Source organism: Streptomyces sp. NPDC101237 (assembly GCF_044767465.1).
In the GTDB taxonomy this organism is placed as follows: domain Bacteria; phylum Actinomycetota; class Actinomycetes; order Streptomycetales; family Streptomycetaceae; genus Streptomyces; species Streptomyces gramineus.
In genome coordinates this window covers 98,181-122,836 of sequence record NZ_JBIWNY010000029.1, presented here as the reverse complement: position 1 = coordinate 122,836, position 24,656 = coordinate 98,181, and the positions used below count along the sequence as shown (strand labels likewise).

Annotated in this window: 18 protein-coding genes; 6 read left to right on the top strand and 12 right to left on the bottom strand. The window is 73.1% G+C overall.

Going from position 1 to position 24,656, the window contains the following annotated elements; genetic code table 11:
• Positions 1 to 22 precede the first annotated feature (22 nt).
• Entirely contained in the window at positions 23 to 157 is a 135-nt protein-coding gene (locus ACIRQ9_RS33640; protein WP_404182222.1) for an SDR family oxidoreductase, read from the top strand.
• A gap of 169 nt (positions 158 to 326) precedes the next feature.
• Positions 327 to 953 carry a LuxR C-terminal-related transcriptional regulator gene (locus tag ACIRQ9_RS33635; protein ID WP_404182207.1) on the top strand — a complete coding sequence of 209 codons (627 nt, stop codon included), beginning with the start codon at positions 327 to 329 and terminating at the stop codon, positions 951 to 953.
• A 4-nt stretch (positions 954 to 957) separates the two neighbouring features.
• Here the strand turns inward: ACIRQ9_RS33635 and ACIRQ9_RS33630 are convergent, their stop codons facing one another.
• The 9 genes from ACIRQ9_RS33630 to ACIRQ9_RS33590 all read right to left on the bottom strand — a co-directional run bounded on the left by ACIRQ9_RS33630 (position 958) and on the right by ACIRQ9_RS33590 (position 13,747).
• On the bottom strand, positions 958 to 1,521 hold the full coding sequence (locus ACIRQ9_RS33630; RefSeq protein WP_404182204.1) for a sigma-70 family RNA polymerase sigma factor: 564 nt from the start codon (positions 1,519 to 1,521) through the stop codon (positions 958 to 960).
• A gap of 278 nt (positions 1,522 to 1,799) precedes the next feature.
• Positions 1,800 to 4,766, bottom strand: coding sequence for an AfsR/SARP family transcriptional regulator (locus tag ACIRQ9_RS33625; protein ID WP_404182201.1), 2,967 nt, complete (start codon positions 4,764 to 4,766; stop codon positions 1,800 to 1,802).
• A gap of 12 nt (positions 4,767 to 4,778) precedes the next feature.
• The gene (locus tag ACIRQ9_RS33620) at positions 4,779 to 5,156 is read right to left on the bottom strand and encodes a hypothetical protein (protein ID WP_404182198.1); all 378 of its coding nucleotides are present in this window, start codon (positions 5,154 to 5,156) and stop codon (positions 4,779 to 4,781) included.
• Positions 5,157 to 5,438: 282 nt separating this feature from the next.
• On the bottom strand, positions 5,439 to 6,056 hold the full coding sequence (gene wrbA, locus ACIRQ9_RS33615; protein WP_404182195.1) for an NAD(P)H:quinone oxidoreductase: 618 nt from the start codon (positions 6,054 to 6,056) through the stop codon (positions 5,439 to 5,441).
• A gap of 1,032 nt (positions 6,057 to 7,088) precedes the next feature.
• The gene (locus tag ACIRQ9_RS33610) at positions 7,089 to 7,928 is read right to left on the bottom strand and encodes a carbohydrate ABC transporter permease (protein WP_404182192.1); all 840 of its coding nucleotides are present in this window, start codon (positions 7,926 to 7,928) and stop codon (positions 7,089 to 7,091) included.
• Entirely contained in the window at positions 7,925 to 9,292 is a 1,368-nt protein-coding gene (locus ACIRQ9_RS33605) for a carbohydrate ABC transporter permease (protein WP_404182189.1), read from the bottom strand. The genes ACIRQ9_RS33610 and ACIRQ9_RS33605 overlap by 4 nt, the downstream gene beginning before the upstream one ends.
• A gap of 6 nt (positions 9,293 to 9,298) precedes the next feature.
• On the bottom strand, positions 9,299 to 10,627 hold the full coding sequence (locus tag ACIRQ9_RS33600) for an ABC transporter substrate-binding protein (protein ID WP_404182186.1): 1,329 nt from the start codon (positions 10,625 to 10,627) through the stop codon (positions 9,299 to 9,301).
• 38 nt (positions 10,628 to 10,665) lie between these two features.
• On the bottom strand, positions 10,666 to 12,282 hold the full coding sequence (locus tag ACIRQ9_RS33595; RefSeq protein ID WP_404182183.1) for a glycoside hydrolase family 13 protein: 1,617 nt from the start codon (positions 12,280 to 12,282) through the stop codon (positions 10,666 to 10,668).
• Between the two features lie 196 nt (positions 12,283 to 12,478).
• Positions 12,479 to 13,747 carry an ABC transporter substrate-binding protein gene (locus ACIRQ9_RS33590; RefSeq protein WP_404182180.1) on the bottom strand — a complete coding sequence of 423 codons (1,269 nt, stop codon included), beginning with the start codon at positions 13,745 to 13,747 and terminating at the stop codon, positions 12,479 to 12,481.
• 133 nt (positions 13,748 to 13,880) lie between these two features.
• Here ACIRQ9_RS33590 and ACIRQ9_RS33585 point away from each other — a divergent pair, with 133 nt between their 5' ends.
• The 3 genes from ACIRQ9_RS33585 (at position 13,881) to ACIRQ9_RS33575 (ending at position 17,533) form a co-directional block, all read left to right on the top strand.
• Entirely contained in the window at positions 13,881 to 14,396 is a 516-nt protein-coding gene (locus tag ACIRQ9_RS33585; protein WP_404182177.1) for a PadR family transcriptional regulator, read from the top strand.
• Positions 14,393 to 15,142 (top strand): ABC transporter ATP-binding protein, encoded by a 750-nt coding sequence (locus tag ACIRQ9_RS33580; RefSeq protein ID WP_404182174.1) that lies wholly within the window; start codon positions 14,393 to 14,395, stop codon positions 15,140 to 15,142. The genes ACIRQ9_RS33585 and ACIRQ9_RS33580 overlap by 4 nt, the downstream gene beginning before the upstream one ends.
• Before the next feature lie 75 nt (positions 15,143 to 15,217).
• Positions 15,218 to 17,533: an FtsX-like permease family protein gene (locus ACIRQ9_RS33575; RefSeq protein WP_404182171.1), complete on the top strand. Its 2,316-nt coding sequence runs from the start codon at positions 15,218 to 15,220 to the stop codon at positions 17,531 to 17,533.
• A gap of 53 nt (positions 17,534 to 17,586) precedes the next feature.
• Here the strand turns inward: ACIRQ9_RS33575 and ACIRQ9_RS33570 are convergent, their stop codons facing one another.
• Complete coding sequence (locus tag ACIRQ9_RS33570) at positions 17,587 to 20,070, bottom strand: SpoIIE family protein phosphatase (protein ID WP_404182168.1); 2,484 nt, start codon at positions 20,068 to 20,070, stop codon at positions 17,587 to 17,589.
• 468 nt (positions 20,071 to 20,538) lie between these two features.
• On the opposite strand from ACIRQ9_RS33570, the gene ACIRQ9_RS33565 reads away from it, so the two are divergent.
• A complete protein-coding gene (locus ACIRQ9_RS33565) occupies positions 20,539 to 21,444 on the top strand; it encodes a hypothetical protein (RefSeq protein ID WP_404182165.1) in 906 nt (301 codons plus the stop codon).
• Positions 21,445 to 21,541: 97 nt separating this feature from the next.
• Here the strand turns inward: ACIRQ9_RS33565 and ACIRQ9_RS33560 are convergent, their stop codons facing one another.
• A complete protein-coding gene (locus ACIRQ9_RS33560) occupies positions 21,542 to 22,189 on the bottom strand; it encodes a LuxR C-terminal-related transcriptional regulator (RefSeq protein WP_404182162.1) in 648 nt (215 codons plus the stop codon).
• 687 nt (positions 22,190 to 22,876) lie between these two features.
• Positions 22,877 to 24,412, bottom strand: coding sequence for an ABC transporter substrate-binding protein (locus tag ACIRQ9_RS33555; protein WP_404182159.1), 1,536 nt, complete (start codon positions 24,410 to 24,412; stop codon positions 22,877 to 22,879).
• Between the last annotated feature and the right edge of the window lie 244 nt (positions 24,413 to 24,656).

Sequence of the window (24,656 nt, the reverse complement as noted above, 5' to 3'; positions counted from 1 at the left end):
CGACACCGTCGTACCCCAGAGCATGGGCATCACGTCCGGCCGCATCACCGAAGCCACCGAGGTCGCCGACCTCACCCTCTACCTCGCCTCCCCCCTCGCCGCCAACATCACCGGCGCCGAGATCGTCATCGACGGCGGCCAGATCAAGACCCTCTGACGCCACCCGGCGGACCTCCCGCGCACCGTCCCACCCGGACGCCGTACCGGCCTGCAGGCCCTACGGCCTCCGGGCGGGACGGCGTGAGCGGACCCGCAGCCCCACGAATCGAGCACCATCCGGAAACAGGAAAGGACGCCAGGTGAGCGGCTCTGAACCGTCGCGACCCATGCAGGTGACCGTCCTGGCAGAAGACAGACTGACTGCGCAGGGCGTCGAAGCACATCTCATCGCCGACGATCGTGTACACGTACTGCCGACGGACGCCGAGGAACGACCGGACGTCCTGCTGCTCATCACGGACGACCTCGGCGAGAGGACGTTCGCGGTGCTGAAGCGTTACTGCCCGGAGGACCCGGCCGGGGCGCCCCGGCTCGTCCTCGTGGCCAACCGGCCCACCGCCGAACAGCTCGTCCGCGTGGTCGGGCTCGGCCTCGTGGCCTTCATGTCCCGTGAGCGGACCACCCTCGCCGACATCACCGAGATGCTGTGCGCGGTGGCCCGCGGCGCCGCGTCGCTGCCCCAGTCCCTGCTGGGATCACTGCTGGAGCAGATCCGTAACCGGCAGTGGAACGACCAGGGCGCCGGCGCCGACGACGCGTCGTCGTCCCTCACCACCAGGGAACTGGCGGTGCTGCGGCAACTGGCCGCGGGGTTCAGCACGACGGAGATCGCCGCCGCTCTCCACTACTCGGAACGAACCGTCAAATACATCATCCACGAGATCATCGCGCGCCACGGCCTGCGCAACCGCGTCCACGCGGTCGCCTTCGCCCTGCGCAACGGCCTGCTGTGAGGCCTCAGGCGGCCCGCGCGTCCGCGGCCGCCCGCGCGTGCGCCCGGAGCCGCAGCTGCCGAAGTGCGTAGTGCTGCCGCGACTTGACGGTACCCGCGGGGACCCCGAGGATCCTGGCGGTCTCCTGCACGGTCCTGTCGTTGAGGTACGTGTGCACCAGCACCTCCCGGTGCTCCCGGGAGAGATGCCGCAGCAGCGACACGGCGTCCACCGAGGCCGCCACCGTGTCGGCGTGGTCGTCCTCCAGCACCCCCGCGAACTCCGGGCCCGGATACTCCGAGCCCGGGGACTCATGACGGTGATAGGCGCTGCGTATCCGGTCGATGGTGAGATTGCGGGCCACGGTCAGCAGCCAGCCGTGCACCGACCCCTCGTTCTCGTACAGCCGCTCCGCGTGGTGCCAGGCCCTGATCAGGGTCTCCTGCACGATGTCCTCCGCCGTGTGGCGGTCCCGCAGCATGCGTTCGACGTAGGCCAGCAGCGGTTTGGTGTGGTCGGCCGCCAGTGCCCGCAGAAGGTGGTCGCGAGGTGCCGTCGGAGGCTCGGCCGGCGCGAGAGCGCAAGTCATGTCAATCCCGTGGGGCAGGGTTCCGCCCTCCGGCGCGGTGCGCACGGGCGGAGTCGGAGCGCCGGGCGAACCGGTTCGAGGCTCGTCGCCGACGGGCACGACGCGTTCTCGTGCCTGTTTCCGCGCGATCGTAGGCAGCCGGTGCCGCCGGAAAACTGACGGAATCCTGACCGGGCGCACGCCGGAGGGAGGGCGGCCCACGGCCGGCCCTCACGGCACCGTCGGTACCGCTCCGCACCGTGCCGCCAGGTGGTACACGGTCCGCGCCGGCCTGCGGTTCAGCCCAGTTCGAGGAGTCTGCCCCGGACGCCCTCGGCGTCCGGATGACCGATGCCCTCCAGGATCTCCAGCGCCTGCCCGAGCGCCTTGGCGGCGTTCTCGGTCCGCCCCGCCGCGAGATGCGTGTCGGCGATGTGGGCGAGCGTGTCGGCCTCCAGATAGGAGTCCCGGATCCGCCGGTACAGCGCGAGCGCGTGACGGAAGCCGTCCAGCGCCCGGTCGAGCCGTCCCAGCCGAAGGTGGGCGACGCCCAGGCTGTCCCAGGCCGCCGCCTCGCCGTTGGGGTCGCCGGTCTTCCGGTGGACGGCCAGCGAACGTCCGCACTCGTCCAGCGCCTTGTCGTACGCGCCCAGCAGCAGGTACGTCCAGCCCACCTCGTTGTGCACGCTCCCCTCGGCGTTGAGGTGGCCGGCGGAGCGGTACAGCTCCAGCGCCTGCCGGTAGTGGTCCAGCGCGTCGGCGTGCCGGCCGTGCCGGTTGGCGACGAACGCCCAGTACCGGTGGACGCGGGCCTGGCCGCACGTGTCGCGCAGCTCCTCGGACAACTGGAGCGCGCGGTGCAGGTGTTCGTCGGCCCCGTCCCACTGCCCCAGCCGGCTCAGCGCGAAGCCGAGCGCCCGGTGGCCGTGCGCCTGGCCCGTCAGGTCGCCCCCGCGCTGGGCCGCGGTGACGGCGGCCGTCTGGACGGTCCGCTGCTGCTGCCAGCGTCCGTTGCGGTCCAGGTACAGCTCCAGCACGGCCGCCAGCCGCCAGCCGTAGCCGCCGTCGCCGCGGCGGACGTCGTGGTCGACGGCGGCCAGCAGCACCGCGCGTTCACGGTCGAACCAGTCGGCCGCGGCCTTCTGGTCGGGGAACCGCTCGGGCAGCGTGTGCGGGGCCGGGCGGTGCAGGGAAATCCGCTCGCGGTGCGGGGCGAGGGCGGCCTCCGCCGCGTGCGCGCTGTGCAGGTAGTGGTCGAGCAGCCGGGTGTGCGCCGCTTCGGCGTCCTGGCGGGAGTCGAGCTCCTCGACGAGTTCCGCGGCGTAGGCGCGCAGCAGGCCGTGCAGGGAGTACCGGCCGGGCTCGTTCTCGGACAGCAGGTGCGCCCTGACCAGCTCGGTCAGCTGGGCGCGCACCTGGCGTGGCCGGACGGCGGCCAGTCCGGCCGCGGCGGCGACCGAGCAGTCGGGACCCGGGTGCAGGGCGAGCAGCCGGAAGAGCCGGGCCGCCTCCGGGGTCAGCGCCCGGTAGGACCAGGAGAAGACGCAGCGCACGTCGGCGAGGGGCGGCTCCCCGGAGAACGCGTCGAGACTGCCGTGGCCCGCGCGCAGTTCACCGGCGATCGCCGCCAGCGGATATCCGGGGTTGAGCGCCGCGCGGGCGCTGACGACGGCCAGCGCCAGCGGCAGCCGCTCGCACAGGCCGATGATCTCGGAGGCCGCCCCCTCCTCGCGGGCGACGCGGTCCTCGCCGAGCCGCCGGCCGAGGAGCGCGCGGGCCTCGTCCTCGTCCGGCTGCCGCAGGGTGAGCGCGTGCGCGCCCTCGACGGCCATCAGCCCCTGGAGCTGGTGGCGGCTGGTGACGACGGCCAGGCAGCCGTCCGGCGCCGGCAGGAGCGGACGTACCTGCTCGGAGTCGAGGGCGTTGTCCAGGACGACGAGGACGCGCCGGCCGGCCAGCAGCCGGCGGTAGGCCGCGGCCTGCGCGCCCAGTTCCGCGGGGATGCGGCCGACGGGCACGCCGAAGGCGTCGAGCAGCGCGCGCAGCGCCTCGGCCCCGCTCATCGCCGCCCCGCTCAGATGGAAGCCGCGCAGGTCCACGTAGACCTGCCCGTCGGGGAAGCGGGGGGCGAGGCGGTTGGCCCAGTGCACGGCGAGCGTGGTCTTGCCGACGCCGGCCATACCGCTGATGACGACGGCCTGTGCGGGTTCACCCGGCCCCGGCACCAACGTGTCCAGGTGCTCCAGCTCGGCACCGCGGCCTGCGAAGGCGCGCAAGTCCCGGGGGAGTTGAGCGGGATGCGTGGGCTCGGGGGCGTCGGCGGCCGGGCCCGAGGCGGTGGCGGGGGGAGCGGCCGGGTCGGTGACGAGGGCGGTGGCGGCCGCGGGGGAGAGGGCGGCCGGTGCGGACGGGTCGGACGCGAGTGTCCGACGATCCCGTGCCGGGGCGGCCGACGGGGTCCGTGCCGGTCTCGCCGCCGCCGCTTCCGCCGGATCACCGGCCGGTGGCCGTGACTGCTCCAGTGCGGCGCGGTGTGCCGCGCGGAGTTCGGGGCCGGGGTCGAGGCCGATCTCCTCGGCGAGGCGGGCCCGCACCGTGCGGTACGTCTCCAGCGCCTCCGCCTGACGCCCCGCGGCGGCCAGCAGCTCGACGAGCCGGGCCTGCAGCGCCTCGTCGAACGGGTGGTGGGCGGCGGACTGGCGCAGCGTGACCAGGACGCGTTCGGTAAGTGCGGCACCGGCGGTGGGCAGGTGCCCGGCGGCCTCCTTCACGGCCACGACGTGCTCGTCGTCGATGGCCGTGAAGACCGGCAGGGCGCGCACCTCGGGAGGGATCCCGGACGCGGAGGGGCCCCGCCACAGGTCCAGCGCCTCGACCAGCGACTCCACGGCCCGCGCCGGGTCGGCCCGCCGTGCCGCGTCCCTGGCGTCCTCGCACAGCGCCCGGAACCGCAGCAGGTCCAGTTCGTCACCGGAGACCTGGAGGGCGTAGCCGCCCGAGGCGCGGACCAGACGGCTGGAGGCGGTGCCGGAGACCAGCTCGGGTTCGAGCAGCCGGCGCAGCGCGGCGACGTGGCGGTGCACCACGTTGGCCGCCGTCGCCGGGGGGTCCTCGTGCCACAGCGCGTCCACGATCTCGTGCAGCGGCACCGGCTGGCCGGCGTGCGCCAGCAGCAGGGCCAACAGGGCCCGCTGTTTGGGAGGGCCGAGTCGCACGTCGGCGGAGCCCCGCCAGAGCCGGAGGGGCCCGAGGATCTGAAAGCGCATGGTCGGTCGATTCTATTTCCCGGCGGAGGCCGCGGCGTGTGCTGCGGAATTCGCCTTCGGGCAGCGTAAACGCCCGAAAGGGCAAGGGAATTCACCACCGCCCGCGCCGGGACGGAATACGCGGTCGTCGACCGCGAATGCGGACTTGAAAGCAGGCCCGGCGTCGTCGCGCTGTCCGTCGTCGTCGCCGGTGGCCGCCGCGACGGCGGCGCTCTGGGCCGCGGTGAGTGTCCGCGGCTTCCTGCCCAGCCTCGGCGCCAGTCTCGTCATGGGGGCGGCCGTCAGCGGCATGCACGCCATCGCGATGGCCGGTGTGGGCGTCCACCCGCACGTCCAGGGGGCGGCGGACTCGGGGCCGTCGCCGGCGAAGGTGCCGGTCCCGATGCTCATCGGCCCGGTCCTGTTCCTGGTCCTCGCGGGCGTCGTCGTGATGTTCGACCCGCTGCTGGTCTCGGGCGAGGGCTTCGGCGAGGGCGCCGGGGCGGGACGGGCGGCCGGACGGCCGAGGCGCCGCTCGCCGCGCCGGGCGGCCGCCGTTCGCGCGAGAACTCCGGGTTCCACGGCGGGCAGGCGGGGCGCCCCCCGCACGCGGCGGCCCGTCCGCGGGCGGGTCGATCGCTCGTGGACGGGCCGGTACCGGGCGCCGGCGCGGTGGCCGGCGGCTGGGCGGACTCAGGCGGAGAGGCCGGCCTTCAGGGCGGTCGCGATGTGCACGACGCGCTCGGCCTGCACGCGCGCGGCCTCACGGGTCGTGTCGTCCACCGGGTTGTTGCCCTGCGCGTCGACGTGCGAGGTGCCGTACGGGTTGCCGTCGGCGAACTTCGAGGCGTGGGTGTACCCCGGGGCGACCACGATGCCGCCGAAGTGGTGGAAGGAGGTGTACAGGGCGAGGAGGGTGGACTCCTGGCCGCCGTGCACGGTGGCGGACGACGTGAAGCCGCTGTAGACCTTGTTCGCGAGCTTGCCCTGCGCCCAGAGGCCGCCGAGGGTGTCGATGAACTGCTTGAGCTGCGAGGCGATGTTGCCGAAGCGGGTGGGGGAGCCGAAGATCACGGCGTCGGCCCACTCGATGTCGTCCGCGGTGGCCTCCGGGAGGGCGGCGGTGGCGACGGCGTTGGCGGCCCAGGCCGGGTTGGAGTCGATGGCCGCCTGCGGGGCCAGCTCGGCCGCCTTGAGCAGACGCACCTCGGCACCTGCCTTCTCGGCGTACTGCGCCATCTCCTTGGCGACCTCGGCGATCGTGCCGGTGGAGGAGTAGTAGACGACAGCTACCTTGATCGGGGTGCTCACGGTGGTGTTCTCCGTTTCCTGGGATTCGTTCGTTCGGTTGCGGCTGAAGATGCCCATGGCAGGTCGCAATCTTGTGATCCGTGCCCGCACGTCGGACACTCGTTGAACATTAAACGAGGTGGTCGTTGAATGTTAAATTATGTGAGTCACCCCACATCTGCACGCGTCCTCGGCCATCGGCCCCGCGCGTCGTGGACTGCCTGACCGGTCCGCCGCCGGTGCCTCATGGGGCACCTTGACCGGCTGGCGCTTGCCGCGCGGCGACGGCGGCTGCGACGCTCGTCGCGCCGGCCGGTGGTCAGGACCGGCCTCGCGCACCGGCGCGCCCCCGTCTGTTGCGTCCCGTCAGCGGTGGGGTGCGGGCAGCCGTCCTCCGCTTCCGCGGGACGGCGGCCCGCGGGCGTCACGTGCTCGGTCGCCGTGGGGGCGGCGGGCACGTGCTCCGCGGAGACCGGTCCCGGTCCTGGTGGGGGCCGGGGCCGGTCTCGTCTCCGGGTGCCGCTGCCGGTCCCCGACGGCGGCGCACGAGGGCGGGCCGTGCCGGGGCGGCCATCCCCCAGGTGGTACCGCCACGACCCCCGCCCCTCGCCGGTTCCCTGTCGGCCGCCGCTCATGACGGGGAACCGGCCGGGTCCGGGCGACGACGACGAAGGGGTCGTGGGGGACGGCCCCGTTCGCCACGGGCCTGAGGTCGATCGTTTCTTCCACGACATCGTGCGGTGCGCCCCGACCTGGCGCGGCGGCCCGGACCTGGTCCGGCTGACGCCGACACCGTCCTGAAGGTCGACGTGACCGCCCGTGCCGCGCCCCTGTGCCGCGCTCCTCCCGTGACCGGAGTCCTGGCCCCCCTGCCGCGGCCGGGCTCCGGCATCGCGGCGAGGCGTGGCGACAGCGAGCCTGCGCGAGTCGCCAGGCCGGGGGAGGCCCGGGGCCGGCCGAATCCCCTGCTGATCCGAACGTCTTGGTCGGCAGACGGAACGGCGAACAGCCGGCCCTGGACGTCAGGACCGGCTGCCGCGGGCTGTGCGGCCGCTACTTCACCGACCCCGCCATGACCCCCTGCACGAAATGCTTCTGGAAGGCGAAGAACACCACCACCGGTACCACCAGCGACACGAACGCCCCCGGCGCCAGTACGTCGATGTTGCTGCCGAACTGGCGGATCTGGGACTGGAGTTCCACCGTCAGTGGCTGGGAGGAGCTGTCCGCGAAGAGGAGGGCGACCAGCATGTCGTTCCAGACCCAGAGGAACTGGAAGACGGCGAGGCTGGCGATGGCCGGGCGGCCCACCGGGAGGACCAGCTGGACGAAGATGCGCCACTCGCTGCCGCCGTCCATGCGGGCCGCCTCCAGCATCTCCTTCGGCATCTCCGCGAAGTAGTTCCGCAGCAGGAACACCGCGAACGGCAGGCCGTAGGCCACGTGGAAGAGGACCACGCCCGGGATCGAGCCGAACAGGCCCAGTTCGCCGAAGAGTTTGGCGACGGGCAGGAGGCCGATCTGGACCGGGACGACCAGGAGGGCGACCACCACCAGGAAGACGCCGTCCCGGCCGGGGAAGTCGAGCCAGGCGAAGGCGTAGCCGGCCAGGGCCGCGATGACCACCACCAGGAACGTGGCCGGCACCGAGATGAGCACCGTGTTCCACAGCGACTGCGTCATGCCGGAGTTCTTCAGCAGCGCCGTGTAGTTGGCGAAGGACAGCTGCCCGGGGCTGGAGAACACCGTCCACCAGCCGCCCTTCGCCGTGTCCTGCGCCGACCGCAGGGACGACAGGAGCAGGCCGGCCAGCGGGGTGAGCCACACCAGGCCGATCAGCACCAGGAAGGCCTGCACCAGGCCGTTGCCGAGGCCGCGGCGGATCGCGTTCATCGCTGACTCCTTCGGAAGCGGCGGACGTTGAAGGCCATCGCCGGGACGACCAGCAGGAGGAGGAGGACGCCGAGCGCGCTGCCCAGGCCCTGGTTGTTGCCGCCGCCGAACGACACCAGCCACATCTGGGTGGCCAGCACGGTCGCGTCCTCCTGCACCGGTCCTGGCGCGATGATGTAGACGAGGTCGAAGACCTTCATCACGTTGATGACCAGCGTCACGAAGACCACGGTCAGGACGGGTGCCAGCAGCGGGACGGTGATGCGCCGGAAGATCTGCCACTCGTTGGCGCCGTCCATCCGCGCCGCCTCCAGGGCGTCGCGCGGCAGCGCCGTGAGGCCGGCGCCGATCAGGACCATCGCGAAGCCGGTCCAGATCCACAGGTAGGCGCCGATGATGGCGGGGGTGACCAGGGCCGGGCCGAGCCAGGAGACGCCCTGGTAGGGCTGGGCGAAGTTGGAGGCGGGGAGGCGCAGGGTGTACGTGGCCGCCGTCTTGAGGCCGGTGAAGCGGTAGGAGCCGTCGGCTGCCGTGGTCGCCGTACCGGCGGTGGTGCCGTCCGCGGCGACCGCCTCGACGCGCATCCTCGGCAGTCCGTTCTCCGCGCGGTCGACCTTGCCCTGTTCCCCTCCCCCGCCGGGGGTGAAGTCCAGGTAGACGACTCCGCTGACCTCGTCGGCCGCCGCGGGACGCTGTGCGGCCGCGTACGCCGGGCGCGCGTCGCCGGGGATGTCGCCGGGGGCGACGCCCACCATGCCGAGGTCCACGGCGGTGCCCGGTGACACCGGCCGGTCCGTGCGGTAGGAGCCGTCCCGGTCCGCGGTGAGGCCGTGGCCGTCGCGGGCCCGTGCCGTCGGGTACGCGGAGGTGGACTTGAACGCGTCGTGGACGCTGACGACGGCCGCGTTGAGGACGCCCTTGGCGGGGTCCTCGTCGTAGGCGAGGCGGAAGACGATGCCCGCGGCGAGGAAGGACACGGCCATCGGCATGAACAGCAGCAGCTTGAAGGCGGTCGCCCAGCGGACCTTCTCCACCAGGACGGCCAGGACCAGGCCGAGGCCCGTGAGCAGGGTCGGGGCGACGACGACCCAGATCGCCGTGTTGCGTACGGCCTTGAGGGTGGCCGGGTCGCGGAACATCTCGGTGTAGTTGTCGGCGCCGACGAAGCGGTCGCCGGAGGCGTCGAAGAAGCTGCGGCCGACGGAGAACAGCACGGGGTAGACGACGAGGGCGCCCAGCAGGAGCAGCGCCGGGAGGACGAAGAGCAGGGCGACGGCCCGGGCCCGCCGCCGGGAACGGCGGGCCCTTTCGGCGGGTCCGGCGGACGGCGGGCTCACCGTCTGCTTGACCAGGGTGGATGTCATGACGCGTCAGCCCTTGTAGGCCTTGGCCGCGGCCGCTTCCAGCTTGGCCGCGGTGCCCTTGGGGTCGGAGGGGTCGCGCAGGAAGTCCTGGAGGAGCTTCCACTCGCCGGCGCCCTTGGTGCCGCCGAAGGCCGCGGGGGCCTGGTCGGACATGTCGAAGCGGACCGAGTCGCCGGCGTCGACGAGGGACTTGGCGGTGGCGCGGGTGACGTCGTCGGCGTAGGAGTCGAGCGGGAGGTCCTTGTTCGGGGAGAGGTAGCCGCCGGCCTTGGCCCACACGGCGGAGGCCTCGGGGGTGGCGAGGTATTCGAGGAGCTTCATGCCGGCCTTGGCGTTCTTGCCGTCCTTGAGGACGACGGCCGCGTCGCCGCCGCTGACGACGGGTGCCTTGCCGGTGCCGACGGCGGGGAAGGGGAAGAAGTCAGCGTCCTTGCCGATGGTCCTGCCGAACTGGTCGTGGGCGACGCCGGCGACGAAGTCGCCCTCGTAGACCATGCCCGCGTCGGGCTTGGGACCGAAGACCTTCTCCACGGAGCTCGGGAAGTCGGTGTTCAGCGCTTCCTTCTGGCCGCCGGCGACGAGTTCCCTGTCCTTGAACAGCTTGCCGAGGGTGGTGAGCGCGGTGACGACGGAGGGGTCGGTCCACGGCAGCTTGTGGGCGGCGAGGGCGTCGTACTTCTCGGGTCCGGCCTGGGAGAGGTAGACGTTCTCGAACCAGTCGGTCAGGGTCCAGCCGTCCTGGCCGCCGACCGAGAAGGCCGCGAGGCCGGAGTCGGAGAGGGTGTGGCCGACCTTGAGCATGTCGTCGTAGGAGGCGGGCGGCTTGACGCCGGCCTGGCTGAACGCGTCGGGGCTGTACCAGACGGTCGACTTGTGGGCGGCCTTGAAGTAGAGGCCGTAGAGGGTGCCGTCGACGCTGCCGTAGTTCTTCCAGACGGGGGCGTAGCCGGCCTCGACGGACTTCTCGGCGGTGGCGGACAGCGGGGTCAGCCAGCCCTCCTTGGCGAACTGCTGGAGGACGCCGACCTGCGGGACCATGACGACGTCGGGTGCGTTGCCGCCCTCGATCTTGCTGCCGACGACGGTGGAGACGTTGTCGCCGGTGGAGACGAACTGGGTCTTGGCGCCGGTCTTGGCGCTGAACGCGTCCAGGACCTTCTGGAAGTTCTTCTGCTCGGTGCCGGACCAGACGCCGGCCACGGTGACGGTCTGGCCGCTGAGCGCCTTGTCGCCGCCGCCCGCGGAGACGGGGTCGCCGCTGCCGCAGGCGGTGGCGCCGAGCGCGAGGACGAGGGCGGTGCAGCTGGTGAGCAGGGTCGTACGGCGTCGCATCATCGTTGATGTCCCTTCGAGTGCTGTCGACTGCTGGTTGTTCAGAGGTCGTTGATCCACCAGGCGGCGGTCGAGCCGGGGAGGATCCCGGCCGGAGTGGGGCCGCTGGCCAGGAGCGGGGTGCCGGGGACCGGCGCGGGGGTCGGTGACGTACCGAAGTTGACGGCGCACACCAGGCCGTCGCCGCGGACGAAGCCGAGCACGCCGGGCGGGCTGTCCAGCCAGCGCAGCTCGCCCTCGCCCAACTGAGCCAGTGCGGCACGCAGTTGGAGTCCGTCGCGGTACAGGTGCCAGAAGGAGCGGGTGTCGGCGAGGGCGCGGTCGGTGGCGTACTCGGCGAAGTACTCGGGCTGCGGGAGCCAGGGCTTGGCGCTCTCGGCTCCGGGGGTGAAGCCGAACGGGGACGCCTGGCCCGACCAGGGCAGCGGCACCCGGCAGCCGTCGCGGATGCGGGCGCGGCTGCCGGTGCGGCGGAAGATGGGGTCGGTGAGGACGTCGTCGGGCAGGTCGACGACCTCGGGCAGGCCCAGCTCCTCGCCCTGGTAGATGTACGCGGCTCCGGGCAGCGCCAGCATGAGCAGCGCGGCGGCGCGGGCGCGAGCCGGGCCGAGGCCGCTGCCCTCGGGGGTGGGTTCGCCGTAGCGGGTGACCGTGCGGACCTGGTCGTGGTTGTTGAGGACCCAGGTGACGGTGGAGCCGGTGCCGGCGATGTCCTGCATGGCCTCGGCGATGACCTTGCGGAAGGCGTCGGCGTCCCAGGGGGCGCCGAGCAGGTCGAAGAAGAACGCCTGGTGGAGTTCGTCGGGGCGGACGTACCGGGCGTGTTCGCGGGCGGTGGGGACGGAGACCTCGCCGACGAGGAGGCGTTCGGAGCCGTCCCGGGCCGCGTACTCCTCGCAGACCGACCGCCAGTGCCGCCAGACGTCGTGCACCTCGGGCTGGTTCCAGGCGAGCGGGTTGACCGAGTCGCGGGTGCGGGCGTCGGCCTCCGGGTCGTCGGAGTCGGGCAGTGCGGGGTGTTTGTAGAGGCCGGCGGCGACGTCGATGCGGAAGCCGTCGACGCCCCGGTCCAGCCAGAAGCGCAGGACGCGGTCGAACTCGGCGGCGATCTCGGGTTCGCGCCAGTTCCAGTCGGGCTGGTCGGGCGTGAACATGTGCAGGTACCACTGGCCGGGGCGGCCGTCGGCCTCGGTGATCCGGGTCCAGGCGGGGCCGCCGAACATGGCGTGCCAGTTGTTGGGCGGTTCGGCGCCGTCGGGTCCGCGGCCGTCGGCGAAGTGGAAGCGGGCGCGCTCGGGGCTGCCGGGCGGCGCGGCGAGGGCCTCGCGGAACCACGGGTGCTCCGAGGAGCAGTGGTTGGGCACGATGTCGAGCAGCACCCGGATGCCGAGCCGGCGGGCCGCCGCCATGAGCCGGTCGAACTCGTCGAGGTCGCCGAAGACCGGGTCGACGTCGCGGTAGTCGGCGACGTCGTAGCCGTGGTCGTGCTGCGGCGAGGGGTAGAAGGGGCTCAGCCAGATCCCGTCGACGCCGAGCTTCTTCAGGTACGGCAGTCCGGCGCGGACTCCGGCGAGGTCGCCGATGCCGTCTCCGGTGCTGTCCAGGAAGCTGCGGACGTACACCTGGTAGATGACCGCGTCGCGCCACCAACGGTGCATGTTCAACCCACTGCCTGTCTCTGGTGCCTGGTGGTTATGCATGCATGTTAAGTAAGCGTGTCTGGGACGTGTCAACGAGATGCGCGAAACCGGCGCGTGAGCAGGGGGAGTTTATGGCGACAAATCAGCCCGGAAGGGCGTCAGATGAGACCTGCGCGTTACCTAACAAGTAACTAGAAAGGTCTGAGGTGCCGTTCTAGCGCTGCGGCACCGCGGCGAGTTCGCGGGCCAGCCGCCGGACCGCCGCCTCGGGCGTCTCGTGTCCGGTCATCGCGTCGCGCACGACCGCCTGCACCACCAGGCTCACCTGGCCGTACCGCGGGCTCTTGGGCCGCGGCGCCGCGGAGAGCACGCTCGCGCGCAGCGTGGGCAGGTAGGGGAAGCGCCGCACCAGCGCCGGGTCCTCGTACAGGGCGGCCCGTACGGGCGGCAGCGCGCCGAGGGTGAGCACCTGGCGCTGGACCTGCTCACTGGTCAGGTACGCGATCAGGCGGGCGGCCGAATCGGGGTGCCGCGCATGGGAGTTGACGGCCAGGTCGGAGCCGCCGAGCACGCTGGTGCCCAGCCCGTCGGGGCCCGGCAGCCGCACGGCGCCGATCTTCCCGGCGACCGGGGAGCCGGGGGCCGAGGCGACGGCGTACGCGTAGGACCAGTTGCGCAGGAAGAGCAGCCGGCCGTCCTGGAACGCCTGCTTGGACTCCTCCTCCTTGTACGACAGGGCCTGCTTCGGGATCCAGCCCTCCCGTACGCCGCGGGCCAGGAAGTCGATGCCCTCCCGGGCCGCCGCGGAGTTCACCGTGACCCGGTCGCCCTCGTCGCCGAGGATGGTGCCGCCCGCCGAGTAGACGGCCTCGGCGGCGTTCACCGTCAGGCCCTCGTAGGGCAGGAACTGGCCCGCGTAGCCGTCCAGTCCGTACTTCGGCGCGATGGTCTTCGCGTCCCGTTCCAGCTCGGCCCAGGTCCGCGGCGGCGGCACGCCCGCCTTCGCGAGGACGTCCTTGCGGTACAGCAGCAGTCCGGCGTTGGTGACGTAGGGCACCGCGTAGAGCCGGCCGTCGTAGGTCGCGGTGTCCACGACCGGCCGCAGGAAGGAGCCGAGCGGGAAGCGGCCGGGGTCCAGCGGCCGTATCCACCCGGCGGCCGCGAACTCCGCGGTCCAGGTGACGTCGATGTTGAGGACGTCGAACCGGCTGCGGTCGCCGCCGCGCAGGTCGGTGACCATCTGCGCGTGGGTCTCGTCGGCGGAGTCGGGCAGCTCCACGAGCGTCACCCGCTCCCCCGGATGGGTCCGGTTCCACCCGTCCAGCACGGTGCCCAGATAGCCGGTGAGGTCCCCGGCGGTGGCCAGCGTGAGCGGCCCCCGCCCGTCCCCGGCGTCGGCGGACGGGCCGTTCGACGACACGCACCCGGTCAGGACGACGCCCAGAACGAGGAGGCACCTACCCGCGGCCCTGAGCCACCGCATAGGTTCCTCCCTGTGCGCCGGCGTCGTCGGTGGCCGCCGGCGGTGTCACCACGGCTCGAAGGCCATGTATACCCGTTAGGTATGGGCGATACTAGATCCAGGGACACTTTACGAGGACAGGAGGACGACGGTAGTGCGCCTGCCCCTCCTTGCCCTCCTGGCCCGGGGACCTGCCCACGGCTACGAGCTCAAGCAGGGCCTTGAGCAACTGCTGGGCTCCGCGTACCCTCAGCCGAACGTCGGCCAGATCTACGTGACCCTCGGCCGCCTCGAGAAGCAGGGACTCATCGAGGGCGAGGACATCGAACAGTCCAGCCGGCCCAACAAGAAGGTGTACCGCCTCACCCCGACCGGGCAGGACGAGCTCCGCGCCTGGTACGACAGGCCCGAGGACGAACCACGGGTGCGGGACGACTTCTTCATGAAGCTGGCCCTCGCCCCGCGGACCGGCATCGCCGACCAGATCGCGCTGATCAACAAGCAGCGGCGCCAGTACCTCAACTCGATGCGCGACCTGTCGAAGCTGGCCGCCGCGGAAGACCGGGACAACCGCATCGCCCACCTCCTCATCGAGGGTGCGATGCTGCACCTTCAGGCAGACCTCGACTGGCTGGAAAGGTGCCAGGAAGAGCTGGAGGACCTGGAGTGAGTGACGGCCCCGCTCCCGTGCTGCGCGCCGAGGGCCTGGTCAGGACGCACCACGGCGAGAGCGGTCCGGCACACGCCGTCCGCGGGGTCGATCTGTGCGTCCGCCAGGGCGAGTTCGTGGCGATCACCGGCCCCTCGGGGGCGGGCAAGTCCACGCTGCTGCACCTGCTCGGCGGGCTCCAGCAGCCCGACAGCGGCAGCCTCTGGCTGGGCGGCGAACGCACCGACGCCTGGCGGGAGACCCGCTGGGCGGTGGAGCGCCGGCGCCGCATCGGCATCGTCTTCCAGTTCTTCAACCTCGTCTCCAACCTGTCGGTCGCCGACAACGTGGAGCTTCCGGCCCTCCTCGCCGGCGTGCCGCCCCGCCGCGCCCGCGCCGAACGGGAGGCGCTGCTCGCCGAGTTGGGCATCGCCGGCAAGGAACGCAGCATGCCGGGCGAGCTGTCGGGCGGCGAGCAGCAGCGGGTCGCCCTGGCGCGCGCCCTGGTCAACCATCCGCCGCTGCTGCTGGCCGACGAGCCCGCCGGCAGCCTGGACAGCAAGGGCACCCGCGAGGTGATGCGGCTGCTGTCCCGCTTCCACCAGCGGGGGCAGACGATCGTGCTGGTCACCCATGACGCCCGGCTGGCGAGCGCCGCCGGCCGGGTCATCAGCTTCTTCGACGGCCGGATCGCCGACGACGCCCAGCTCGACACCGCCCCCGCGCGCCGGCCCGGCACCTCGGGCGTGCTGGAGCTCAAGGACTGACGAGCCCGCTCACCGCCGTACGGCCGCACCCCGACACGCACCGATCTCTCGGACCCACCGGAAGGGCTGGATCTCATGCGCGCCACCTTGCGCTGGGCACACTCCGACCTGCGCGCGCACCGCGGCGAGGCGCTCTTCCTCGTGCTCGCCACCGCCGGAGTGGTGGTGTCGCTGCTGCTGGCCGCCGCGCTGTTCGGCTACGCCACCAACCCCTGGCAGCGGGTCTTCTCCCAGACCCGCGGCGCCCACGTGTGGATCCACACCGGCACCGCCACCGATCTCGGCAGGCTCAGGGCCGTGGCCGGGGTCGAGGGGGTGGCCGGGCCCTACGCCACCGCCGTGACCACCCTCGGCGCCCGCGGCGCCCGCGCCACCGTGGAGCTGCGGGCCACCTCCGGGCTCCCCTCGGTCGGCCGTCCACTGCTCACCGCCGGGCACTGGCTGGACGCCGCCGCGCCCGACGGCGTGGTCCTGGAGAGCCGCCTGGCCCGCGCCCTGCTGGCCGGCCCCGGCGACAGGCTCTCGCTGCCGGACGGCGGCGGAACGCTCACCGTGGCCGGGATCGCGGAGACCGCCGAGGCCCGCTACCGCCCGGGTGAGCAGCCCGGTCTCGTCTGGGCGCTGCCCGCCGCCGTGCACCGTCCCACCGGCCAGGTCGTCGGACTGCGGCTGGCCGACCCCGCCGAGACGGACTACGCGGTGCAGCGCGCCGTCACGGTCCTCGGCTCGGGCGCCATCGGCGAGGTCGCCACCTGGCAGCAGGCCCGCGCCGAGGCCCAGGGCGACAACCGGCTGCTGGGCCAGGTGCTGGGGCTGTTCGGCCTCGGCGCGCTGGTGGCCGCCGGGTTCGCCGTGCACGGGGCGATCGCCACCCGCATCCGCGGGCACCTGCGCGACATATCCGTCCTGAAGGCGGTCGGCTTCACCCCCAGCCAGGTGGTACGGGTCTTCCTCTCGCAGCACATCGCGTACGCCCTGTCCGGCGCCGTCGCGGCCGTCGCGCTGACGGACGCGCTCGGCAGCGGGGTCCCGGGCCGGCTGGGGGACGCCGTCCGGATGTGGCGGGTGCTGCCCGGCCACACGCCGACGCAGTTGGCCGTCCCGGCGGGCGCGGTGCTGTTCATCGCGGCGACGACGGGGCTCGCGGCCTGGCGCGCGGGCCGCGTCCCGCCGGTGCCCGGCGCACGGCCCGCCGGTCGCGCGGGCCGTGCGCCGAGCGCCGTCCGGGGCGGCTCCGGGAGGCGGCTGGCCGCGCCGCTGCGACGCGCCCTGGAGATCAACGTGCCCGCGCCCCTGGTCCTCGGCCTGCACACCGCCTTCTCACGGCCGGCCCGCTCCCTGGCCACGGTCGCCCGGCTGGCGCTGCCGCTGCTGCTGATCGTGGTGGCGATGAGCGCCTGGACCACCCTCGACCGCTTCCACAGCAGCCCGGAGCGGATCGGTGTGCCCGCCGCGCTGACCGTGCACCCGCGCGCGGGACTCGGCGACCGGGAGGTCCGCGCCCTGCTGGCACGCGATCCGCAGGTCGCCGCCGCCTATCCGGGTGTCGAGGTGGCCGCGCTGGTGCCGGGGCAGACGGCCACGATCGCCCTGCGCGGCCTGGGCACCCGGCACGACCCCTACCCGTACGCCCTCGCCGAGGGCCGGGCGGCGCGCCAGAGCGACGAGGCGGTCGCCGGACAGGGCCTGCTCGACCTGCTGGACGTGCGCGTCGGCGACTGGGTCCGGATGACCGTCGGCGACCAGCCGCAGATCCTGCACATCGTCGGCCGCAGCATCGAACCGGAGAACGCCGGCCGGGTCATCTCCACCTCGCTCGACACCCTCCGCGAGAACGACCCGCGGCTCGCCCCGACCCTCTACCAGGTGCGCCTGGTGCCCGGCGCCGACCCGCACACCGTCGCCGGGCGGCTGACGGCCGCCGCGCACGACCGGCTGGACGTGCACGCCGCCGCCAACCCGGCCGACGAGCTGTCCCCGCTGCGCGGGGTGGTGGCGGGACTCATCCTCGTCCTGGCCCTCATCGGGCTCGTGGAGGTGCTCACCGCGATCGGCGGAACCGTCCGCGAGGGCGAGCGCGACCTGCTGGCATGGAAGGCCGTCGGCCTGTCCCCGCGGCAGATCACCGCGGTCACCATGACGGCCATGGGCTGCACCGCCCTGGCCGCGTTCGTGGCCGCCGCCGCGCTCGGCGCCCCGCTCGCCCACTGGCTGATCGACGCGCAGGGCCGCTCCAGCGGCATCGGGGCGGGCATCGCGCAGGATCCGCCGGTGTGGCTGCTGCTGGGCTTCGGCGCGGCCACCATGCTCGGCGCCGCCGCCCTCGCGGCGCTGCCCGCGGCCCGCGCGGCCCGGCGCCGGCTGGCGGACTCCCTGGCCGCGGTCGCCTGACCGCACCGGACGGCGGACCCGGTGGCCCGGCCGAGGCGGGGCCGGGGGTGGTCTCAGGGCAGTTCCTGCTCCACCCAGATGGACTTGCCCGAGCCGGTGTACCGGTAGCCCCAGCGGTGCGAGGCCTGGGCCACGAGGAACAGTCCCCGGCCCCCCTCGTCCGTCGTCCTGGCGTGGCGCAGCCGCGGCGCGGTGCTGCTGCCGTCGAGCACCTCGCAGGTGAGGACGTGGTGGCGGATCAGGCGCAGCCGGATCGGGGTCGTGCCGTAGCGGATGGCGTTGGTGACCAGTTCGCTGACGATGAGCTCGGTGGCGAACCGCAGGTCCTCCAGGCCCCACGCGTCGAGCTGCCGGTCGGCCAGGCGCCGCGCCTCGCGGACGGCCGCGGGGTCGCCGGGGATCTCCCAGGCCGCCACGTCGGAGGCCGGGAAGGAGGTGGTACGGGCGAGCAGCAGGGCGGCGTCGTCGTGCAGCGGACGCGAGAGCAGGGCGTCGACCACTTCGTCGCAGAGCCGCTCCAGGGGTGCGCCGGGGTCGCCGAGCAGGGTGCGCAGCCGGGCGACGCCCTCCTCCATGTCCCTGTGCCGGCCCTCCACCAGGCCGTCGGTGAAGAAGGCCACCAGACTGCCGTCGGGGCAGTCCATCTCGACGGCCTCGAACGGCACCGAGCCGACCCCCAGCGGCGAACCCGCCGGGAGGTCGGGCACGAAGGTCGTCCCGTCGGGCCGCGCGATCACCGGGGCCGGGTGGGCGGCGCGGGCCAGCGTGCAGGTCCGGTCGACGGGGTCGTACACGGCGTACATGCAGGACGCGCCCAGGGTGCCCATGAGGCCGGCACCGTCCGTGCCGCAGGGCTGCTCGGCGCGGATCCGGGTCACGAAGTCGTCCAGGTGGGCGAGGAGTTCGTCGGGCGGCAGGTCCATCGCGGCCAGGGTGTGCACGGCGGCCCGCAGCCGTCCCATGGCCGCCGCCGCGCCCACGCCGTGGCCGACGACGTCCCCGACCACCAGCGCGACCCGGGCGCCGGAGAGCGGGATCACGTCGACCCAGTCGCCGCCGACGCCCGCCTCCTGCGAGGCCGGGAAGTAGCGCCAGGCGATCTCGGCCGCCTCGTCGCCGCCGAGCCGTCCGGGCAGCAGGCTCCGCTGCAGTGACAGTGAGATCCGGCGTTCCTGCGCGAAGCGGTGCGCGGCGGCCAGCGCGGCGCTCCCGTGCGTCGCGAACTCCTCGGCGAAGGCCAGGTCTTCGGGGGTGAACGGGTCCCTGCCCCGGTGGCGCCGGAAGGTGACGAGCCCGAGCGAGACGGCGCCGGCGCAGAGCGGGACCGTGATCGGCGGGTGGTACGCGCCCTCACCGGCGGCACAGGCATCTTGCGGGCCGTCGGCCTCGGTCCGTGCCGGCCCCGCGTCGGGGGTGTCCGTGCCGCCGGCCGTTCCCGCGCCTCCCTGGGCGGCGGACCCGGCGCCCGGGTGGACGTCCGCCGGTGCGCCGAGGGTGCCCTCGCCGTCGGTCAGGCAGTGGGTGGCCCGGGAGCGGGGGGCGTACTCCACGGCCCCGTTCGCGCTTCCGAGGAAGCTCACGCACGTCTCGCCCGCGGCCAGGTGCGCGGCCCGCCGCAGCCGGACGGGCTCGCTCCCGGAGACCGCGGGGATCTCGCCGCCCTCGATCACCGCGTCCGCGAGTTCGACGCTCACCAGGTCCGCGAAGTCCGGTACGCAGATCTCCGCCAACTCCTGCGCGGCCCGGACCGGGTCCAGCTGCTTGCCGCAGGCGCGGGCCCGGCCCAGCATCAGTTCGCGGTGGTGCCTGCGCCACCGTTCGGTGACGTCGAGGACCAGGTAGCACAGCCCGGTCGCCCTGTTGTCCTCGTCCTCCAGCCGGAAGAAGGACGCCGAGTACATGTGCTCGCCGGACGGGTCGGACAGGATGGGCCCGCGGTACTCGTAGTCGATGCACGGCGTGCCCGTCTCCAGGACCCGGCGCATCGCCGCCTCGCCCGCCGCGGCCTGCTCGGAGGGGAAGACCGCGCCGAGCGTGCGTCCCAGCCGGTCGGACACCCCGGAGGCCCGCACCAGGGCGTCGTTGACCCAGGTGTACCTCAGCTCCGTGTCCATGACGGCCATGCCGATCGGCAGGTGCGCGAGCAGGCCGTCCAGCAGCGACCGGTTGACGCCGGGCAGGACCGCCTCGTTCAGGTCGAACATGGTCATCAGCCAGTGCTCGCGGCCGGCGGCGCCGCCCAGCGCGCCCACCCGCAGGACGAGCCGCAGGTCGTGTCCGGCGCGGTGCCGGACCAGCGCCACCCCGCACCAGTCCCCGTGCTCCGGCCGCGGCACTCCGCCGCCGCCGGCGGCGGCGAGCAGCGCGTCGGCGGGACGGTGCAGGATCTCGCCCTCCGCGTAGCCGAGCAGCGCCTCGGCCGCCCGGGACCATCCGATGACGTCGCCGACGCTGTCCAGGAGGGCCGCGGCCGGTGAGGCGGCGGGTCCGGCCGGCCGCTGCGGGGAGGCACTTCCGTCGTTCGGGGCCGTGGTCATGGCGTTCCCGGTCGCATGGGTGCAGCGTGCATGTGTACGCGTTTCGGGTGATTCCACCTCTTCGTCAGTGTGCATCACGGGCCGCGCGACCGCCACATCGACACGGGACCACGCACCCGGCGCGGACGCGGGCCGGACCTGAGACCGCCTGCCGCCGCGCGGCGGACGGCTCCCGCGGGCGGTGCCCGTGCCGCACGCGGGCGGTCCCGGTGTCGTACGCGAGGGTGGCGCGGGGCGAAGTTCCCCAAGGGGCAGTCTTGTTGACCTGATCGCCGTTCCCCGGCGGCCCGAACCCCCGTCACCATGTATGTGGCCTGGGCGGATTGCGAAAGCTCCGGATCGAATCCGCGGCCGGGCCGATACGGACGACGACCACCCGGGCCCGCGGACCCCTCCCCGCCATGACGCGAGGGGACGTCTCACACGCCATCGTCGTGATGCGCTGTTCGTTCGGAGTGGAGCCTGGCCTTGGGCCACCAACATCTTTCTGCACACCCGCTGTTCCCGGTTCTCGCGTACTCGACCGCGTGCGCCGCCGCCTTCCAGGTGCGGGCCTGTACGGTCCGCCACCGGGCACGCCGGGCGGAGGCGGGACGGACCTGGCTCGGCCTCGCCGTACTGGCCCTCGCCGCCGGCGGGTGGGGCGCGCACGTGATCGCCCTGCTCGGCTACGGCGTGTCCGGTGCCACGGTGCGGCACGACGCGCTGCCCACCCTGCTCTCCGCCCTGATCTGCGCGGGCTCCGCGGTGTGCGGTCTCGGCCTCGCGGAGGCCGACCGGACCCGCTCCGGGCCGGTCGCGGGCGGGGCCGTGCTGACGGCCGGCCTCACCGCGGCCCAGTTCCTGGGCACGGCCGCGCTGGACGCGCCGTCCGTGGCGTTCGGCCGCTCCGCCGGCGCCACGTCGGCGGCCGTCGCGCTGACCGCCCTGGCGGCCGCGGCCCTGCTGTGGCCCGCGCCGTCGGCGGGCCACCCCGTGGCGGTGGCGGCACCCTTCCTGGCGGCGGCGCTGCTGTGCGGCGCGCAGTACGCGCACCTCGCCGCGGTGACCGTGGCACCCTCGGGCGCGGGCGGCGCGGGCGGCGCGGGCGGCGCGGGCGGCGCGGCCGGTGCCGGTCTCGGCGGCACCGCCCTCGGCGTGACGGCCGCCGCGGTGGTGGCGCTGGCCCTGCTGACGGTGGCCTTCAACCTGTACGTCACCCCGCTCCAGGACGTGCGGGACGCCCCGAGGCCGCTGGTCACGCGCGAGATGCCGGGGTATCTGCTGACGCCCGCCGAGCCCGTCACCAGGCCCGTCGCGGCCGTGCCGGTCCCCGTGACGTCCAAGGAGAGCGGGATCGTGGAGGCGGGTCCGGTGCTGCGCGTCGGCGGCTGAGCCCCATGGGTCCGGCGGGAGGGAAACCTTTCTTCGGGAGGGGGGCCCGCAGGGGGTGCCCCCGTCCGACTGCCGCGTCAGCGCGGCCGGGGACGGCTCACAGCGCGCCGATGCGCATCGCGTAGGCGACGGCGTGCGTGCGGTTGCGCAGGTTCAGCCGACGGGTGACCGCGAAGATGATGTTCTTGATGGTGCGCTCGGAGTAGTTGAGCCTGGCCGCGATCTCGGTCGTGTCGAGCCCGTCGGCCAGCAGCCGCAGCACCTCGACCTCCCGGCCCTCGAAACCGCCCGGCAGGATCGCGCCCGTCGGGTCGCGCAGCAGCGTGCGCAGCTCCTCGATCAGCGATCTGAGCAGTTCGCCCGGCATCTGCGCCCCGCCCGCCCGGCTGTTGAGCACGGCCTGGGTGATCTCCGGGAATCCGGCCTGCGCCCGGGGCAGCACGCTGACCAGGCCGAGGCGGACGGCGCGGGCCAGCCGCGGCCTGCTGATGCGGTCGGCGACCAGGACGATGCGCATCTCCGGATTGACGGAGACGGCCGACGCCTCCTCCATCCAGGACATGGCCTCCTCGGTCACCTCGTTCGCGAGGAGCAGGACCACGTCGGCCCGTGCCAACTGGTCGGCCGGCAGCAGTATCGCTCCCGCCGACCTGCGCAGGAGTACCTCGGCACCCTGCAGGGACACCGGATCGGCCGCCCGGACGACGATCGATATCAGGGCAGGAGACTTCTCCTTGTGGGTCAACGCAGGTCCTCCAGGATCGGCGCGACGTGGTCTCGGCGCACGATCGCGATGATGTGGGGGGTTCCAAGGGTTCGTCGTGGAACCGCCGGCCGGGCGGACGCCTGGGGCCGGATGATCGGCACACCCTCGCGACGCCGGATCAGCATCCGCTTCGGGAGATCGGTCGGGACGCCCGGCTGCCGCCCAGGGGTGACGGCTTGGTGATCTTCAGTTCTGAATGTCCGCCGAGGCGGCGGGCGAAGTCCGGGACGCGGGCCCGGCCGGAGGCGGGCCGCGACGGCTACCGGGACACGTCGGGAGTCCCGGCTCTGTCACCCCGCGCGGCCCGCCGCGCGTCGGCGCGCGGGGGCCCTGCCGCACCAGCAGCATTTCCGTACATGCTCACCGTCGTTCCATGCGACACCGCTTGTCCGTCCCGAGGGACCATACAACTGCCATTGGCCGCCGCCACGCACAAGAAGGCACCAGATAAAGAGAGTTGCCCTTTGAGGCGGCATCGTTGCGCGATCGACCCGCGGATTCGCTCACGCGCGGGGAGAACCGGCCGGGGACAGACGCCGCGAATGGCCCCGAGAACGGCTCCCGGACGGTTCTCGGGGAACAATCCGGCGACCGGCAAACGGCGCCCCCGGGAGGCTCGACGAACTCCCGGGGGCGCCTGCACGAGGGGGACGGGCCGCCGTTCTCTCAGGACTTGTAGAGCTCCCAGAAGCGGAATACGGTCGACGTGTCGAGACAGTACACATAGCCGTCCACGTCATGCCGGACGACCGCGTACTGCTTGGCCTGCCAGATCGGCAGCATCGGCAGGCGGTCGGCGACGATGTCCTGGATCTCGCCGAAGTCGGCGGCGGTGCGGGAACGGTCGCTCACCGTCGCCGTGCGCGGAATGAGCTTCTGCGTGATCGTGGTGTTCTCGAAATTGTTGCCGAGCACGTTCTCGGCCCCGAAGAACGGTGCGGTGAAGTTGTCCGGATCCGGATAGTCGGGAAGCCAACCCTTGACGTAGACGCCGTACTTTCCGGCGGCGATGTCCTTTTCGTACCTGCCGAACGCGACGGACTTCGTCCGGGCGTCGAACAGGCCGCTGGCGTTCAGCTGGTCGGCGATGGCCCGGAGCTCGTCGTCCGTGGCCGGCCCGTAGCGGGAGGGCGTGGACCACAGGGTCAGCGCCACCTTGCCGTCGATGCCGTCCGCCCGCAGGGCCGCGGCCGCCCTGGCGCGGGAGGGCTCGCCGCCGTAGCGGTCGAAGAACGCGGTGTTGTGGCCGACGATGCCGGCCGGGACGATCGAGTACAGCGGGATCGCCGTTCCCTTGTAGACGCGGTCGACCAGCGCGTTCCGGTCGATCAGATAGGCGATCGCCCGTCGCACCCCGAGCCGCCCGGCGACCGGGTCGTCCATGTTGAAGACCAGGTCCTGGACCTCGGCGCTGTTGCCCTCGACGACCTCGGCGTTCCCGCGGGAGCCGTGTTCGCCGAGGTCCGCGATGTCCTGGGCACTCAGCCCCCGGTAGGCGACATCGACGGATCCGCCGGTCAGGGCGTCCTTGAGCGCGCTCCGCCGACCGTGGAAGAACCTCAGCGTGACGCCGTCGTTCTTCGCCCGCGCGGTGCCCCGGTAGGCGGCGTTGACCGAGAAGGCGGCCTGCTTCTCGTCGAAGGAGTCCAGCGTGTACGGGCCGGACCCGACGACGGTGTGGTCCCGCCGCAGCGCGTCCGCCGGGTACGCGTGCCGGTCGACGATGGACCCGGCACCCGAGGCGATCTTGCTCGGGAAGGTGGCGTCCGGCGTGTTGAGACGAAAGACGACGGTGCGGTCGTCCGGCACCTCGACCCGGTCCAGGGACTGGAACATGACCGCCGGTCCCGCGGGGTCGTCGATCTTCCGCAGACGGTCGAACGAGAATTTCACGTCCCGCGCCGTGAGCGCGTCACCGTTGCTGAAGTGCAGGCCGTCCTTGAGGGTGCAGCGATAGACCTCGCTGCGCGTATCGGAGAAGGAACAGCGGTCGGCCGCGTCGGGCTCCGGCACCGCACTTCCGTTGGGGAATGCGAGCAACGACTGGAAGACGTTGTTGAACAGCAGCCAGGAACCCGGGTCATAGCCCGACGCGGGGTCGGTGGCCAGAATGTCGTCGGACATTCCGACGACGACGCGGGAGCCGTCGTCCGAACCCAATCCGGAACCGCAGCCGGTCAACAGGGCGGACGTCAGTGCCATGAGGGCAGGCAGAATCGACCACCTGCTGAGCTTGCTCACTTGAGATGCCTTCTTCTGCTCCGGAACGCCTTTTGCATCGGGTTTCTATCAGGCGCCGGACGGCGAATTGCCGTGCCGAGAGAGAGCAGGATCGTTTGGGCAGCAAGTGGTGACTCGCAGGCAGCGTCAGGGGTGCGGGATCCGGAATTCGACGCGCCGGACTGGGCGCGGACGGCAAAAGCCGGAACGGCCGCCGCACGCCAGT